The organism is Kribbella qitaiheensis (assembly GCF_014217565.1).
Taxonomy (GTDB): Bacteria; Actinomycetota; Actinomycetes; order Propionibacteriales; family Kribbellaceae; genus Kribbella; species Kribbella qitaiheensis_A.
In genome coordinates this window covers 5,365,683-5,380,772 of the sequence record NZ_CP043661.1, presented here as the reverse complement: position 1 = coordinate 5,380,772, position 15,090 = coordinate 5,365,683, and the positions used below count along the sequence as shown (strand labels likewise).

The following is a 15,090-nucleotide window of genomic DNA, read 5'->3' as shown; positions in this document are numbered from 1 at the left end:
AGGTCGTCGCGGACAGGCTCAGAGTCGCAGAAGAACGCGGGGCCGACTAGGGCTCGACGAGTTCCACGGTCGCGGCGTGCCGGCGGGCGAGTTCGTGGTAGACGGCGGCGTTGTGGTCGACAAAGAGTTTCGCGGTGCCCTCGAGCGGGATGATCTTCTTGGCAGGGCTGCCGAGTGCGACCGATTCCGGCGGAATCACCGAGCCCGGGGTGACGGTGGCACCGGCCGCGACCAGGGTCCGGTCGCCGATCACCGCGCCGTCAAGGACGATCGCGCCGTTGCCGATCAGCGCCTGCTCACCGACCGTGCAGTCGTGGACCAAGCACTGGTGCCCGACGGTGGCGTTCTTGCCGACCTCACAGAGGCCGTTGCCGACGTGGATCACCGAGTTGTCCTGGATGTTCGCCCCTTCCCGGATGATGATCCGGCCGAGGTCGGCGCGGATCACCACGCCGTACCAGATCGAGGCGCCCTTCTCGACGACCACGTCGCCGACGAGGGTGGCGGTCGGCGCGATCCAGGCTTCCGGGTGCACGGTCGGCCTGACGCCCTCAAAGGAGTACAACGGCATCGAAAATCCCCTTGCGTCCGAATAGCTGTGGGGCAGGCCCCTCACCCCTTCGGACGCAAGGGTACTCAGGCGACTAGCTTGACCTTCCGGACCAGTACTGCGCCCAGCAAGGTGACCGCGGCCGCGAGGGTATAGAGCATCGGGTAGCCGCCTAGCGCCCGTACTACGGGGGCCGCGATGGCGGGGGCGATCACCTGTGGGAGCGAGTTGGCGATGTTGATCACGCCGAGGTCCTTGGCCCGGTCCCGGGCGCTGGGCAGGACCTCTGTCAGCAGGGCGAAGTCGACCGAGAGATAGACGCCGAAGCCGATGCCGAGGATCACCGCACCGACGATGGCCGCGGCCCAGACCGGCCAGACGGCGAGCACCACTGCTCCGACGGCCATGACCACACCTGCCCAGGTCACGAAGACCTTCCGGCGGCCGAGCCGGTCGGACCAGGTCCCCGAGGCGACCGCGGTCAGCAACACGCAGGCGCTGTAGATCGCCGTCAGGATGAGTACGCCGGTATCGGGATCGTCGTACGAGACCGCGTCCTGCAGGAAGTAGAACAGGTAGAGCGTGCCGAGGGCGTTGCCCAGATTCAGCAGGAAACGGGTCAGCCAGGCCCAGCCGAAGTCGGGATAGCGCGAAGGACTCACCCAGAAGCCGGTGAAGAACTCGCGCCATGCCAGCGCCGGCCGTTCCGTCAGTTGCTGGTCGCCACTTCCCAGCAAGTAGGGCAGCACCGAGATCAGCAGGAACGCGGCACACGCGAGGTAGCCGGCACTGATCCCGCCGGCGGCCGTCGCCAACCCCACTCCCACCAGGGCGCCGAGAGTCTGCGCCAGGGCGACCCAGCCGCCGACAGCACCGCGCTGTACCTTCGGAACCTGGTCGGGCACGGCTGCGGTGACCGCTGCGAGCAACGCGTTGCAAAACAGTTGCACCAGGCACCAACCGAGCAGCATCAGGCCGATCGCGCCGGGACCGGCCAACACCAGCAGGCCGACGACCCCTCCGACGGCACCTGCCAGCACCCACGGGACCCGGCGGCCCCAGCGGGACGTCGTACGGTCGGAAAACGCTCCGGCCAACGGATTGGCGACCACCGAGACGGCCGCACCGACGCCCGTCACCAGACCGAAGGCGAACTCCTTGTTGCCTGGCGCAACCGATTCGGACTGCTTCGCGAGCAGCACCTGGATCGGTCCGAGGAAGGCCGCGAAGACACCGACGTTGGCCAGCACCACTGCTGCGGTCCACCGCCGCCGTACGGCGGTGATCGGCTCGGCCAGAGCCAGGCTGATGACTGGTGGGCCGCCCGGGATCGGACCAGGCGGCAAGGACGTCATCCCCGGCTCTTGGCGATGACGTCGCGGTACCAGTGATACGAGGCCTTCGGCGTCCGGACCTGGCTGTCGAAGTCGACGTGGACCAGGCCGAAGCGCTGCGAGTACCCGACGGCCCACTCGAAGTTGTCCAGCAGTGACCACTGGAAGTACCCACGGACGTCGATGCCGTCGTCCATCGCCGTCCGGAGCTCGCGCAGATACGCGTCCAGGTAGTCGATCCGGCGCTGGTCAGCGACCTCACCGTCGACCGGACCGTCGTTGATCGCACAGCCGTTCTCGGTGATGTAGATCGGCGGCAGCCTGTCGCCGTACCGGTCCTTCAAGGTCCGCAGGATCTCACCGAACGCCGCGGGCACGATCGGCCAGCCGAAGTCCGTCTTGGGGTACTCGTCGATCGGGCGGGGCTCGAACGGCAGTCCTTCCGGCAGCGGGATCCCGTCGGTGGCGGCACTGTCCGGGTTGCCCGTCGCCGCGCCCACCCGGGTCGGGGAGTAGTGGTTGAGTCCGAAGAAGTCGATCGGCGTCGAGATGATCTCGAGGTCCTCGGCGACAGGTCCGGGCATCGCCTCACCCAGGCCCTCCGGGTAGCGGCCGAGCAGGATCGGGTCGGCGAAGAGCCAGTTGATCAGGTTGTCGTAGTACCCGGCGGCCTCGACGTCTTCCCGACTGTCGCTGGCCGGCCAGGTCGGCGCGTGGTTGGTCGCGATCCCGATCTCGGCCGCGCCACCGGCCCGCAACGCCTGTACTGCGCGGCCGTGGGCGAGCAACTGGTGATGGGCCACCGGCAACGCCTCGAAGCCGAGCTGCTTGCCGGGCGCGTGCCCACCTACGGCGTACCCGATCAGCGTGAGCACCATCGGCTCGTTGATGGTCATCCAGAGCGGCACCCGGTCGGCGAATCGCTCCGCCAGGATCGAGGCGTAGTCCGCGAACCGCGAGGTGATGTCGCGGGACAGCCAGCCGCCGGCGTCTTCCAGCGCCTGCGGGGTGTCCCAGTGGAACAGCGTCGGCGCCGGCGTGATCCCGGCCCCGAGCAGTTCGTCGATCAGTCGGTCGTAGAAGTCGAGCCCGGCGGGATTCGCGGGCCCCTGGCCGGTCGGCTGGATCCGCGGCCAGGCGAACGAGAACCGGTAGACATCGACACCGAGGTCCCGCATGAGCGCCACATCCTCGGCGTACCGGTGGTAGTGATCGCAGGCCACCGCACCGGTGTCGCCGGTCAGGATCCGGCCCGGCTCGGCGCAGAACGTGTCCCAGGTCGAGGAGCCGCGACCGCCTTCGGTCGCGGCCCCCTCGATCTGGTACGCCGACGTCGAGACGCCCCACTTGAAGTCCGGGCCGAAGCTGAGTGGATCAGCTGTCATTCGCATCATCCTCATCGGTTTCAGCGGCCTTGGGCGTGGCGTCCTGCGGCCGGGGCGGCTCTACCTTGCGGACGATCACGGCGGTGCCGTAGGCGGCGACCTCGCTCATCGTCTGGGCGATCTCGTTGCAGTCGAAGCGCATCGCGAGGATCGCGTTCGCGCCCATCTGCTGGGCCATCTGGCACATCCGCATCACGGCGACGTGCCGCGACTCGGCCAGCATCTGGGTGTACTCCGGCACCTCGCCGCCGCCGAGCGAACGGAAGCTCGCGGTGAAGTTCGAGCCGAAGTCGCGGCTGCGCACGGTCAGTCCGAAGACCTCGCCGAACACCTTCTCGGCCGTGTAGCCGGGCAGGTCGTTCATCGTCGAGACGAGCACCGGGTACGGCGAGCCCTGCGGCGCCACACGAGGTGCGTTGGACTGCTGCTGCGCTGGCGGCTGATACCCACCCGGCGCCTGGCCGTAGCCCGGTTGCCCGTAGCCCTGCGGCGGCGGGCCTTGCTGGTAACCGGGCTGTGGCGGCGCGTATCCGGGCGGGGGCCCCTGCTGGTAGCCCGGTTGCGGCGGGTACGGAGGCTGGTTCGGGTTCGGGGGAAAGTTCTGGTTCATACCGTCATCTTTCCAGCCCGCTGGTCATCATTGGCGGAAGACCTGCAACTCGTAGAGCGAGTACCCGTACGACGTCGCCCGGTGCGATCCGGTGACCCGGACATAGCGCGCCTGGGTGGCCCCGAACCGCGCCACATCCTCGCCACCGTTCCCGTTGCTGGTGGCAAAGACCTGCTGCCAGTTCACGTTGTCGCGGGACACCTCGATCTTGTACGCCGTGGCATAGGCGGCCTCCCATTGGAGCACCACCCGGCGTACCGTCTGCTCGCTGCCGAGGTCCACCTTCAGCCACTGCGGATCGGACCAGTTGCTGGCCCACCGAGTTCCCAGGTTGCCGTCGACCGCGTTCTTCGGTGGCGAGTTGAAGATGCCCGTCTCGGAGCTACTCGCGGTCGCGGTCTTCCCCAGCGCCTGATTGCTGACGTCGTCACCCCGACGGGCCGGGAACTCGACCACCTGCTGGTACGTCGGCCGGTTGACCCACGCCATCCGGTCCTGGGTGATGCCGCCCATCGGCTGGTGCACGATCTGGTCGGCACAGAACTGGTCTCCGGCGGCGCAGTCGGCAGTCGCCGGGTACGTCGTCGCGGCCGGCACTTTCGTTGCTGCGAGCAAGGAGTCGGCCAGCACCGACCGGCAGGTCGCCAGCGATCCGGCACCGCAGTACGTCACCGGCTGAGCGGTCTTCACCGGGTCGCCGAGGACCTTGCGGAGGTCGCGCTGGACGAAGCCCCACCAGCCGTTCTGGAAGGCGGATCCTTGCGCGCTGGGCCGCTCGTCGATCTTCTGGGTGTGGACCAGCGCGTTGTAGAGATCAGGTCCGAGTCCCCGGAACTCGGCCGGTACGAGCAGCGGCCACCAGGCGTCGAGGATCCGGATCGCGTCGGCATGGTCGTACGCCTTGGACGCCTCGTTCGGCGTCTTCCGATGGCTGCCGGCCGCCTGCCAGGCCTGCAGCTTGGCGACCGCGTCCGCGACGGCCGGGTCCGTGATCGGTGCGCTCTTCAACACCCGCAGCAGATATGGCAGTACCTCGTCGCCGCGCAGATCGACGGTCGCCGCATCCTCCATCGCCTCGACCAGCTTGCCGCGGGTGAACTTCTGGCCCGACGAGATGACCGATTTGATCCGGTCGTCCAGCGGCTGACTGCGGTAGACCGAGTTGTAGCCGAAATTGCCGTCGGCCGCGGAGAATCCAGGCGCCTGCTTGTTGTTCCAGCTGGTCAGATAGTCCTGGTTGACCACCTGCGAATGCTGCGCCGGCGGCGTGTACGTCGCCCGGTTCGTGTCCGGGTTCCAGCCCTGCCACTCGTACTGCGAGTAGCCCCACGTCGGCAGGTTCGGGTCGGCGCCGGTCGGGCGCACCGGGTTGTCGCCGGAGTTGAAATACGCGATGTCGGACTTGTCCGTGTAGAACCAGTTGAACGTGTAGCCGATGTTGGTCGCCGCGCTCTTGAAGTCGGCCGCGGAGTGGATCCGGTCCGGGTCGTTCAGCTGCATGAACCCGAGCGCCGAGCCCGCCTCGTTCCCGTACGTCGACCGGTTGATGGTGAACAGCACCGGTTTGCCGCCGACCGTGCCGCGATGCGTGACGATGCCGAGTTTGGTGCGCTGGGCAACCAATGTGTAAGAACCGGCCGGCTCGGACGAGCCCAGGCTGGAGTACCAGGCGTTGTGGCGTTCCAACTTCTCGATCGGGGTGCACTGGCCGCGGAACACGTAGTGCGTCGAGGCCTTGGACGGCGTGCTGCCATCCGGCTCACACAGCGGCACGGCGTACGTGTCGGTGATGTCCTGGCCGGCCGAGGTGGCGCTCCAGGAGTAGTCGGCGCCGTGGCCGATCAGGGTGTAGAAGTTCAGTCCGGCGAAGGCGATGCCGCGCGAACTGACGCCCGGTCCCTGGAGTTCCTGGCGGAGCAGAAGTTGCGGAGCGAAGTACGAGGTCTGCGGTCCATAGACGGCGACCGGGTTGCCGCTCTCGGTGTACTGGCCGGAGACCATCAGGGCGTTCGACATTCCCTTCGGACCGAAGCCCTCCGGGAACAGGCCGCCGTTGAAGATGCCCTTCAGCGAGTCCTTGCCCTGCGCCTTGTTCGGCGGCTTGATCCCGGCGCTGCTCTTCGGCGCGACCTTTGCGTTCGCGGCCGATCCGGTCTGGTCGACGACCTCCGGCTCGGGCGTCACCGAACCGCGATCCGGCATCGCGCGACCGGCCGGGTTGGCGTCGGTCGTGCCGTACGGGAAGGTCGTCCCGTTGTGCACAGTGGTCGGTGCCTCGGGATCGTTCTGGGAGCGGAACGACTCCCAGACCTTGGTCCCTTGCGCCACGCCGTACTTCGCCTGTGCCTCGAGCAGCGCGAGTGCCGAGGCCATCTCGCCGCCGCCCCCGTTGCCGAAGATGCCGGCCACCACCGCGGCCGTGGCGACCACGTCGGTCACCTTCCACGGTTGCGGTGTCGGCAGACCGAGTGCGACGTACTCACCTGGATAGGCGATGCCGACCGTGTTGATGTAGTAGTTGACGCCGTCGACCCAGGCCCGGATGTCCTTCTGCATCTTCAGGCCGTCGGCGCCGTACAGCTCGTCGGCGTCGTCGAACTGCCGCTGCAGATCAGCTTCGTTGTACGGCGCGGTCCGCCAGAACTCCTGCTCGAAGGCCCGGTTCCCCGCCGCGCCACCCGCGAACGGGGTCAACTGGCCGCGGCCGAGATGCCGGAACACATCCATCACGAACAGCCGGTCCTGCGCCCCCGCATAACCGGCCCCGAACATGGTGCCCTCGCGGGTGGTGCCGGTGATGTGCGGGATGCCGCGTGACTTGTCCCGCACGATCGTCACGTCGGCGCGCGGGCTGTAGGTGCTCGCGACGTCTCCCGGCTTCACGCCGAACGACGAGTCGTCGTAGTACGGGTCGAGGCCGTCGTCGGTGATGCCCTGGGAGTTCCAGACCAGCCGCTCGTACGGTTTGAGCGTGTCACTGAAGTGCGCCGGCCGGGTGCCGAATCCCTTGAAAAGAAGGAGATCGGTGAAGGTGGCGTTGCCGTTCTGGCCGGGTGGAACGATGTCGGCACACTGCCCGGCGCAGTAGTCGGTGGGCGCCGCGGCGGCCTGCGCCGCGGGTCTCGCCTGACTCGGCGTCGAGAGTCCGAGAGCCAGTACCGCGCCGACGGCCAGCACGGCAGTCGTCGTACGGAGTCTGGCTGTGTGACCACGGAATGCTGGGCGGCGCGGTCGCGTCACGGGGGTCCTCCCTGGGGGATCGTCGAAAGGAGACGGCAGGGAACGTCTGGACCGACGATGACTCACCAGTAGCATCAGGTCAAGAGTCTTGGACGCTTGACCTAGTAGACGTAGTGTGAAAGCGGTCGAGAGGAGTCGGATGGGACGGGTAGCCGCGGAGGTCCGGCGGGGTGAGTTGATCCAGGCCGCGATCCAGGTGGCGACGCGGGAAGGACTGGCCGCGACCACGACCCGGCGGATCGCGCAGGAGCTGGGCATCTCGGTCGGCATCGTGCACTACTGCTTCCGCTCCAAGGAAGAGCTGCTGCACGAGGTGATCCGGGTGATCACCGAGGCGCAGGTGGTCGCCGCCCGGGAGGCGATCGTGCCCGGCGCTGATCTCGCGTCGAGTGTGCGGAACGCGTTCCTCGGGTTCTGGCAGCTGGTCGAAGCGACGCCGGACGCGCAACTGCTCACGTACGAGCTGACCAGCTGGGCTTTACGGAATGCCGAGACGGAGCCGCTGGCCCGGGAGCAACGGGCCAGCCAACTGGCCGGCATCGAGGAGATCCTCGCCGAGGTATCGGCCGCGACCGGCGTCACCTGGTCCCTGCCGACGGGTCAGCTCGCCCGGATGACGCTGGCCATCACCGACGGGGTCACGCTCGGCTGGCTGGTCGACCGCGACACGGCGTCCGCAGTACTGGCGCTGGAGGCGTTCGCGGATCAATTGCTTGCTTCAGCACTTTGAAGGTCGCTTGAACTGACAAAGTCGGCCGACCCGGCACAAGTTTGATCAGATCTCTCGCCAGCGTCCGCTATCCGGGTCTAGGGTGATTTCCACCATGGGCGCTCGCGAGAAATATGGGCTGACTGAGGTCGTCAACGCCAGAGGAACGTACACGCCGCTGGGAGTGTCGCGGAGTTCGGCCGGAGTGGCCGCCGCGGTGGCGGAGGCACTACCGGAGTTCTTCGTGATGGACGAGCTGGCCGACCGGGCCAGTCTCGCGCTCACCGCCGCGACCGGCGCACCGGCTGGCGCAGTGACCCACTGCACGGCCGCCTCGATCACCCTGGCCGTCGCGGCCGCGATGACAGGCGCCGATCCACGCCGGATCGAATCGTTGCCTGATGCAACGAATATGCACAATCGGGTGGTGCTGCCGGCCGGTCACGTTGTGGGCTACGGGCAATCAATCTTGCAGGCCGTCAGACTTTCCGGTGCTTCGGTCATCCTCGCGGGATCCGCCGAAACCCGTTGCACTACAGAGGATCTGGACGATGCGCTCTCGGTGGACGACGTGAGTTGCCTGCTGCTCGTGTCGTCCCGATTGGTCCACGGCGAGCCGGTGGATCTGACCGCGGCCGTCAAGGCCGCGCACCGCCGCGGTGTCCCCGCGATCATCGACGCCGCAGCACAGTTCCCGCGAACCGCGGACCTCCTTGCCACCGGCGCCGACCTCGTCCTGATCAGCGGCCAGAAGTATCTGGCGTCGCCGACTGCCGGACTGGTGGTCGGCAGCCGCCGCCTCGTCCAGGCGGTCCGGGCCCAGGAGAACGGCATCGGTCGCGGGATGAAGACCACCAAAGAGGCCATCGTCGGCGTCCTGGCCGCCCTCGAGGAATGGCAGGCAATGGACCGCGCCAAGTGGGAGGCCGACCAGGCGGCCAAGGTCACCTCCTTCGCTCGCCGGGCCGACCTGATCGCCGGCCTGTCCGCCGAAGTACTGGCCGATCCCACTGACCTGCCGTTGTCCCGGGTTCTTCTTTTGGTTGCTGATGGCATCGATTCCGCAAAGCTGGCCAACGAGCTGCGGACCGGCTCACCATCCATCCACGTCCTCACCGACGAGGCCGGCCTGCTGCTCGAACTGGTACCGCTCGAGGACGACGAGTTGCAGGTCGTCCTCGAGCGGCTGACCGAAATCCTGGCACGCCTACTGGGCTAGGCAGGTACAGAAAAAGAAAGGCCCCCGGCGATCGCCGGGGGCCTTTCCTTCAATCAGTGCGTCAGCGGGGCTCGAAAGTCCTGCCGTTGCCGGTGCGCTCGGTACGGCCGCGGTAGCTGCTGCCGCCGCTGTTGCCACGGCCTTCGTAACCACGGCCGCTCGGACGGCTTCCGCCGCCACCGAACCGCTTGCCACCCTTGTTGAAGCCACCGCTGCCACGCTGCGGCTTGGGGGCCGGCAGCTTGACCGGGTAGCCCGACGGCTGGGTGCCGCCGGTGAGCTCGGCCACGTTCTCGTCGCCCGGGCGGACCCGGACCGGCTCGGTGACGACGCCGGCCGACTCGGCCAGACGCATCATGCCGCGCCGCTGGTGCGGCAGGACGAGCGTGACGACGGCACCCTTGCCACCGGCGCGCGCAGTACGGCCGGCGCGGTGCAGGTAGTCCTTGTGGTCCGCCGCCGGGTCAGCCTGTACTACGAGGCCGACGTCGTCGACGTGGATGCCGCGAGCCGCCACGTCCGTGGCGACCAGCACCGGGACCGAACCGTCCTTGAACTGGTCCAGCGTCCGGTTCCGGGCGCCCTGGGTCAGACCGCCGTGCAGCGCCGCCGCCATGACGCCCCGGTCGCGCAGCTGAGTCGCGACCCGGTCAGCGCCGAGCTTGGTGCGGACGAAGACGATGGTCCGGCCGTCGCGGCTGGCCAGCTCGGCCGTCAGCGACTGCTTGTGGGCCGGCTCGATGACGAGCAGGTGGTGCTCCATCGTGCTGACCGACGCCTGGCCGGACTCGGTCGAGTGCGTGACCGGGTCCTTCAGGTAGGTCTTCACGATTTTGTCGACGTCGTTGTCCAGCGTTGCCGAGAACAGCAACCGCTGGCCGGACGTCGGGGTCATGTCGAGCAGCGTGGTGACGGCCGGCATGAAGCCCATGTCGCACATGTGGTCGGCCTCGTCCAGCACGGCCACCTCGACGGCACCCAGATCGGCAGCGCCCTGCTCACACAGGTCGATCAACCGGCCGGGGGTCGCGATCAGGAGGTCGACGCCACGACGGAGCGACTCGATCTGCTTCGGGTAGGGCAGGCCGCCCGCGATCAGCTTGATCGAGACGCCCATCACGTGAGCCAGCGGCTCGAGCGCGTCGTGCACCTGCATCGCCAGCTCGCGGGTCGGCACCAGCACCATCGCGCGCGGACGGCGCGACTCGGTGTGGCCACCGGCCAGTCGCATCAGGACCGGCAGGCCGAACGCCAGCGTCTTGCCGGAACCAGTCTGGCCGCGGCCGAGCACGTCCTTGCCGGCCAGCGCGTCCGGGACGGTCGCTTCCTGGATCGGGAACGGCGCGGTGATGCCGTCACGAGCCATTCGCTGGACCAGCCGGGGCGCGATGCCGATCGCGGCGAAACCGTTGCCCTCGGCTACTTCACCGAGGTCGGCCGGCATCTCGACCTGAGCCGGGCGGACCCGCTCGTAGTTGCGGTCGGGGTCGCTGTCGTTGCGCTGGTAACCACGGTCGTTGCCGCGGTTGCCCTGGTAGCTGCTGCTGTTGCCCTGGTAGCTGTTGCGCTCCGGGCGGTCGCTGCTCCGCGGGTAGCTGGTGCGCTCCGGGCGGTCGAAGCCGCGGCTGTCGCGGTCCGTGCGCTCGGGGCGGTCGCTGCTCCGGGGGTAGCTCGTCCGCTCGTTGTTGCCCTGGTAGCTGCTGCGCTCGGGGCGGTCGTTGCTCCGCGGGTAGCTCGTCCGCTCCGGGCGGTCGGTGCTACTCGGGTAGCTCGTCCGCTCCGGGCGGTCGGTGCTGCGCGGGTAGCTGGTGCGCTCCGGGCGGTCGAAGCCGCGGCTGTCGCGGTCCGTGCGCTCGGGGCGGTCGTTGCGGTAGGCACCCTTGTCGACAGGGCTCTTCGCGTACGAAGGCTTGTCGTAGGAACTCTTCGGGTACGACGACGTCTCGGTACGCGCCGGCTCGGCGCGGTAACCACGGACGGGGCGGTCGTTGCCACCCCGACGGTCGTCCCGGCGGTCGTTGTCACGGCGATCGGGGCCGCGGCTGCCACGGTCGGAGTACTGGCTCGGTCCGCCGCGGCGCTCGACCTGGGCAGGCCTCTCGACCTGGGCAGGCCTCTCCGCCCGGGCGGAACTACGGTCCGTACCGGGGGTGGTGGGGGCGTCCAGCTCGGCGGCCATCCGCTCGCCGTACGACTGGCTCTGGAACTTCTTGTGGCGCGGCTTCTTCTCCCGGTCAGCGGCCTCGTTGCCGTCGGCGGGCACAAACTGGTCCTGGTGGTGCTGGGACACGCAATCTCTCTCTCAACGTCACGGCTCAATGCCGGATCGCAGCCGCACGGGAATGCCGACCATCAAAAATGGCCGGATCTGACGTGCAAGGCAGGAGATTAGGCATCGACCTGCGGGTGCTATCGCGTTGCACCCATGTCGCCGGGGAATCATCAGCGGGTTGCCGAAACCGACGGGTCGGAGCGCCTGGGAATGACTCTGGTGACGCGACTCGCGCACCGACGCCAAAAAGTATACCCGACCCCAGCCCCACCCCTAACCACACCACGTCACCACCCTCCCCAACCCTCGCACCCACCACGAACCACCGCCCCTCACCGCCCCGTCCGCCCGACCACCACCACCGGTCACCGCCCCGTCCGCCCGACCACCACCACCACGACCGGTCACCACCCCGTCCGCCCACCACCCGCCCGCTCCCCTCGAACAGCTCCCCGGACAACTTCCGGCCGACGCGACCTCGCCGTCGGCAACCTCCCGGCCGCATCTGCAGGGCCTCAGCCCGCGCTCCGTAATACGAAAAGGATGATGAGCTTCAAGTGAGGTTCAGCTCTTGTGTGCGGTTCTAGGGTGGGAATATGTCCGACGACACCATTCTCAGCAAGGACCACTGGCTGTCGATCGGCGAGATCGCCAACCGCTCCGGCGTCGCCGCGTCGGCCTTGCGTTTCTATGAGGACCAGGGCCTGATCGCCTCCCGGCGGACGTCCGGCAACCAGCGTCAGTACCAACGCAGCACGCTCCGGCGGATCGCCTTCGTCCAGGCAGCCCAGCGCGTCGGACTCGCCCTGGCCGAGATCAAATCGGCCCTGGATTCGCTCCCCGACGACCGCACCCCGACCCGCGCCGACTGGAGCAAACTCTCCAAGACCTGGCGCTCCCGCCTCGACGAACGCATCTCCGAACTCGAACGACTGCGCGACGACCTCGACGGCTGCATCGGCTGCGGCTGCCTCAGCCTGCAGCGCTGCAACCTTTACAACAAGGCGGATCGGCTCTCCGAGCGCGGACCGGGTGCCCGCATCCTGAACGTCGGCATACCTGGCGAGTTATGAATCCCATAGGCCCCGGATCGGCAAGCGAGGGTTAACCCCTGCCTTTTTCCCGACCTGGTGTGAAATTCCTCAAGCCTTGGCACCATCCCGATCTGTAGCGATCAGTAATCCGCCGGTCGCTTTCCGCCACAGATCACGGAGTGAGGCCCTCCCATGTCGCATCGCCGTATCCTGACGTCGCTTGCCGGGCTGGCAGCCGCCGCCCTGGCAGTTCCCAGCTTCGCAGCGGCCGCCCCCACGGCCAGCACGCCCGCCGCCAGTTCCGCCCCGACCACCGTGTCGTCGTACACGGGATCGCCGCAGGACGAAGCCGCCACCAAGGCCTTCTACGACGCGGTGATGAAGTCCGCGCGTGCCAAGCAGGCCAAGGCCGGCAACAAGCTCGCCGCCGTCACCGTCACCTACGCGGTCGACGCACCGAGCTTCGCGTCCCAGATCTCTTCCAGTACGTCGATCTGGAACTCCTCGGTCAGCAACGTGCACCTCGTCGAGGGCAGCAACTACGACTTCTACTACACCGAGGGCAACGACTCGCGTGGTTCGTACGCGTCCACTGACGGCCACGGCAGCGGATACATCTTCCTCGACTACGCACAGGCCGAGCAGTACGACCCGGTCCGCATCACCGCCCACGAGACCGGCCACGTCCTCGGCCTGCCGGACCACTACTCCGGTCCGTGCAGCGAACTGATGTCCGGCGGCGGCCCCGGCCCGTCCTGCACCAACCCGAACCCCGACGCCACCGAGCGCGCCCAGGTGAACTCACTGTGGGCCAACGGCTTCGCGGGCTTCGGTGCCAAGGCTGCCTTCCACACCTCGAAGTAGCCCCCCGCCCCAGAGAGCGTCCGGCAACTATCGCTAGTCAGTAGCGCGCTTTGCTTGGACCAGACCGTCGGCCAGGGCGAGCGCGTGCAGCCTCCCCGGGCAGGCATGCGGCCCGGCACCGAACGGTTGTCCGGTCAGATCGATCTCGACGATCGCTCCATCTGGCGCAACCCGTCGAGTCTTCGGCACCGGAGGACCGGTATAGCCGGCCAGGGTGTTCGCCACCAGGGCCTCAGTCGCGTCGCACGCCTGGACGAGCAACGAGATCCGGTTCGCCGTCAGCTCATCAGCAGGCCCGATCAGCTGAACAAGACGCTCAACGGCTTGATCCGCAGCCGGAGTGATCACGGTGTGTGGCTGGTAGGACTTCGCGATCACCGCGACATCGCCGGCAACCGACGGCGGCAGCCCAAGCGCCTCCGCCAGCACCTCGACAACTCCGGTACCGCGCCGAACAGCCAACTCCCGAAGGCTCTCCGGCTCGACCGCTGCCAGCTCACTCACCACCAGTGCGCGCCGCCGCTCATGGTCAGCCCCATTGCTGAACCGAGCCACCGCCCCCCGCAACCAGGCCACCCCTCCAGCAGCCGGTGCCGCGGACGGTACGAGATACCCCGGATCGCTCAACATGTCCCGAACGCTAGTTCGCGAACGCTTCGGCCCCGACCGAACCCTCGAAGCCGAGCGCCGCACCAACGCTTTTGATGAGCGACGACGGAGGATCTGCGTGGGGATTATCTGGCGTGGGGGCCGGTGGTGTTGCGGACTACCAGTTCGGGGCGGAAGAGGAATTCTGTGTGGGGGGTTGCGTGGCCGCGGACTTCTTCCAGGAGGGACTGGACGGCCGCCAGGCCCATGGCCTGGACGGGCTGGCGGACCGTGGTCATCGGGGGGTCCGTGAATTCCATCATCGGGGCGTCGTCGTAGCCGACGATCGAGATGTCGCCGGGGACCGAGAGGCCGCGTTTGCGGGCGGCGCGGATGACGCCGAGGGCCATCATGTCGGAGCCGCAGACGACCGCGCTGACGCCGACGTCCAGCAATCGTTGGGCCGCGGCCGCGCCGCCCTCGACGCCGAACATGCTCAGCTCCACCAGCTCCGAGACCTCGTCGTCCGAGAGGCCGAGCTGGGCCTTCATCGCGGTTCGGTAGCCGGCCAGTTTCCGCTGGACGACGATGAAGCGCTCCGGTCCGGACGCGAAACCGATCCGCCGATGGCCGAGCGAGATCAGGTGCGTGACGGCCAGCTCCATCGCGGCGTACTCGTCCGATGAGATGAAGGGCGCCTCGACACCAGGCAGCCAGCCGTTCACGAAGACCACCGGCAGCCGCCGATCCACCAGCGACTGGTACCGCGCATGGTCAGCTCCGGTATCGGCGTGCAGACCGGAGACGAAGATGATCCCGGAGACGCCGCGCTCGAGCAGCATCTCGACGTACTCCTCCTCGGTCGCACCGGACGGCGACTGAGTACAGAGCACCGGCGTGAAACCACGCTGCGACAAGGCGGACTCGATCACCTGCGCGAAGGCAGGAAAGATCGGGTTGATCAGCTCGGGCATCACCAGGCCGATCAGGCCGGCCGATCGGCGCCGGAGCCTGGTCGGGCGCTCGAAGCCGAGCACGTCCAACGCCGTCAGAACCGACTGCTTGGTGTCCTCGGCGACCCCGGGTTTGCCGTTCAGCACCCTGGAGACCGTCGCCTCGCTGACCCCCGCCTTGGCCGCGATGTCCGCCAGCCGCGCTCTACTACTCACGGCGGCACCTTACCCAGCGAGTCCTGAATTTGCAGCAAGATCATGCAAGAACTTGCAGGCTCGTTCGGCCGTCAACCTGCTCGAAGTTGTCCAGTCCGTGAACAGTACGGACATCT

General features: G+C 67.9%; 12 protein-coding genes. 4 read left to right on the top strand and 8 right to left on the bottom strand.

The annotated features are described in order from the left end of the window. Nucleotides 1-46: 46 nt before the first annotated feature. From F1D05_RS25565 to F1D05_RS25545, 5 genes are all read right to left on the bottom strand, one after another. Complete coding sequence (locus F1D05_RS25565) at nucleotides 47-571, bottom strand: gamma carbonic anhydrase family protein (RefSeq protein WP_185443045.1); 525 nt, start codon at nucleotides 569-571, stop codon at nucleotides 47-49. Nucleotides 572-636: 65 nt separating this feature from the next. Further along, nucleotides 637-1,905, bottom strand: coding sequence for an MFS transporter (locus F1D05_RS25560; RefSeq protein ID WP_185443044.1), 1,269 nt, complete (start codon nucleotides 1,903-1,905; stop codon nucleotides 637-639). Beyond that, the gene (locus tag F1D05_RS25555; protein ID WP_185443043.1) at nucleotides 1,902-3,269 is read right to left on the bottom strand and encodes a GH1 family beta-glucosidase; all 1,368 of its coding nucleotides are present in this window, start codon (nucleotides 3,267-3,269) and stop codon (nucleotides 1,902-1,904) included. The genes F1D05_RS25560 and F1D05_RS25555 overlap by 4 nt, the downstream gene beginning before the upstream one ends. Further along, nucleotides 3,259-3,879, bottom strand: a complete 621-nt coding sequence (locus tag F1D05_RS25550) for a YbjQ family protein (RefSeq protein ID WP_185443042.1) — start codon at nucleotides 3,877-3,879, stop codon at nucleotides 3,259-3,261. Before F1D05_RS25550 ends, F1D05_RS25555 begins: the two co-directional genes overlap by 11 nt. A 27-nt stretch (nucleotides 3,880-3,906) precedes the next feature. Then, nucleotides 3,907-7,119 (bottom strand): penicillin acylase family protein, encoded by a 3,213-nt coding sequence (locus F1D05_RS25545; RefSeq protein WP_246485964.1) that lies wholly within the window; start codon nucleotides 7,117-7,119, stop codon nucleotides 3,907-3,909. A 139-nt stretch (nucleotides 7,120-7,258) separates the two neighbouring features. On the opposite strand from F1D05_RS25545, the gene F1D05_RS25540 reads away from it, so the two are divergent. Further along, a complete protein-coding gene (locus F1D05_RS25540) occupies nucleotides 7,259-7,849 on the top strand; it encodes a TetR/AcrR family transcriptional regulator (RefSeq protein WP_185443040.1) in 591 nt (196 codons plus the stop codon). Between the two features lie 94 nt (nucleotides 7,850-7,943). Next, complete coding sequence (locus tag F1D05_RS25535) at nucleotides 7,944-9,047, top strand: aminotransferase class V-fold PLP-dependent enzyme (protein WP_185443039.1); 1,104 nt, start codon at nucleotides 7,944-7,946, stop codon at nucleotides 9,045-9,047. 61 nt (nucleotides 9,048-9,108) lie between these two features. On the opposite strand, the gene F1D05_RS25530 is transcribed toward F1D05_RS25535, so the two are convergent. Next, nucleotides 9,109-11,337 (bottom strand): DEAD/DEAH box helicase, encoded by a 2,229-nt coding sequence (locus F1D05_RS25530; RefSeq protein WP_185443038.1) that lies wholly within the window; start codon nucleotides 11,335-11,337, stop codon nucleotides 9,109-9,111. Between the two features lie 578 nt (nucleotides 11,338-11,915). On the opposite strand from F1D05_RS25530, the gene soxR reads away from it, so the two are divergent. After that, nucleotides 11,916-12,392, top strand: coding sequence for a redox-sensitive transcriptional activator SoxR (gene soxR, locus F1D05_RS25525; protein ID WP_185443037.1), 477 nt, complete (start codon nucleotides 11,916-11,918; stop codon nucleotides 12,390-12,392). Nucleotides 12,393-12,545: 153 nt separating this feature from the next. Continuing rightward, nucleotides 12,546-13,217: a snapalysin gene (gene snpA, locus F1D05_RS25520; RefSeq protein WP_185443036.1), complete on the top strand. Its 672-nt coding sequence runs from the start codon at nucleotides 12,546-12,548 to the stop codon at nucleotides 13,215-13,217. A 33-nt stretch (nucleotides 13,218-13,250) separates the two neighbouring features. On the opposite strand, the gene F1D05_RS25515 is transcribed toward snpA, so the two are convergent. Both F1D05_RS25515 and F1D05_RS25510 read right to left on the bottom strand, forming a co-directional pair. Beyond that, complete coding sequence (locus tag F1D05_RS25515; RefSeq protein WP_185443035.1) at nucleotides 13,251-13,847, bottom strand: hypothetical protein; 597 nt, start codon at nucleotides 13,845-13,847, stop codon at nucleotides 13,251-13,253. A gap of 104 nt (nucleotides 13,848-13,951) precedes the next feature. Next, nucleotides 13,952-14,974: a LacI family DNA-binding transcriptional regulator gene (locus F1D05_RS25510; RefSeq protein ID WP_185443034.1), complete on the bottom strand. Its 1,023-nt coding sequence runs from the start codon at nucleotides 14,972-14,974 to the stop codon at nucleotides 13,952-13,954. Nucleotides 14,975-15,090: the final 116 nt, after the last annotated feature.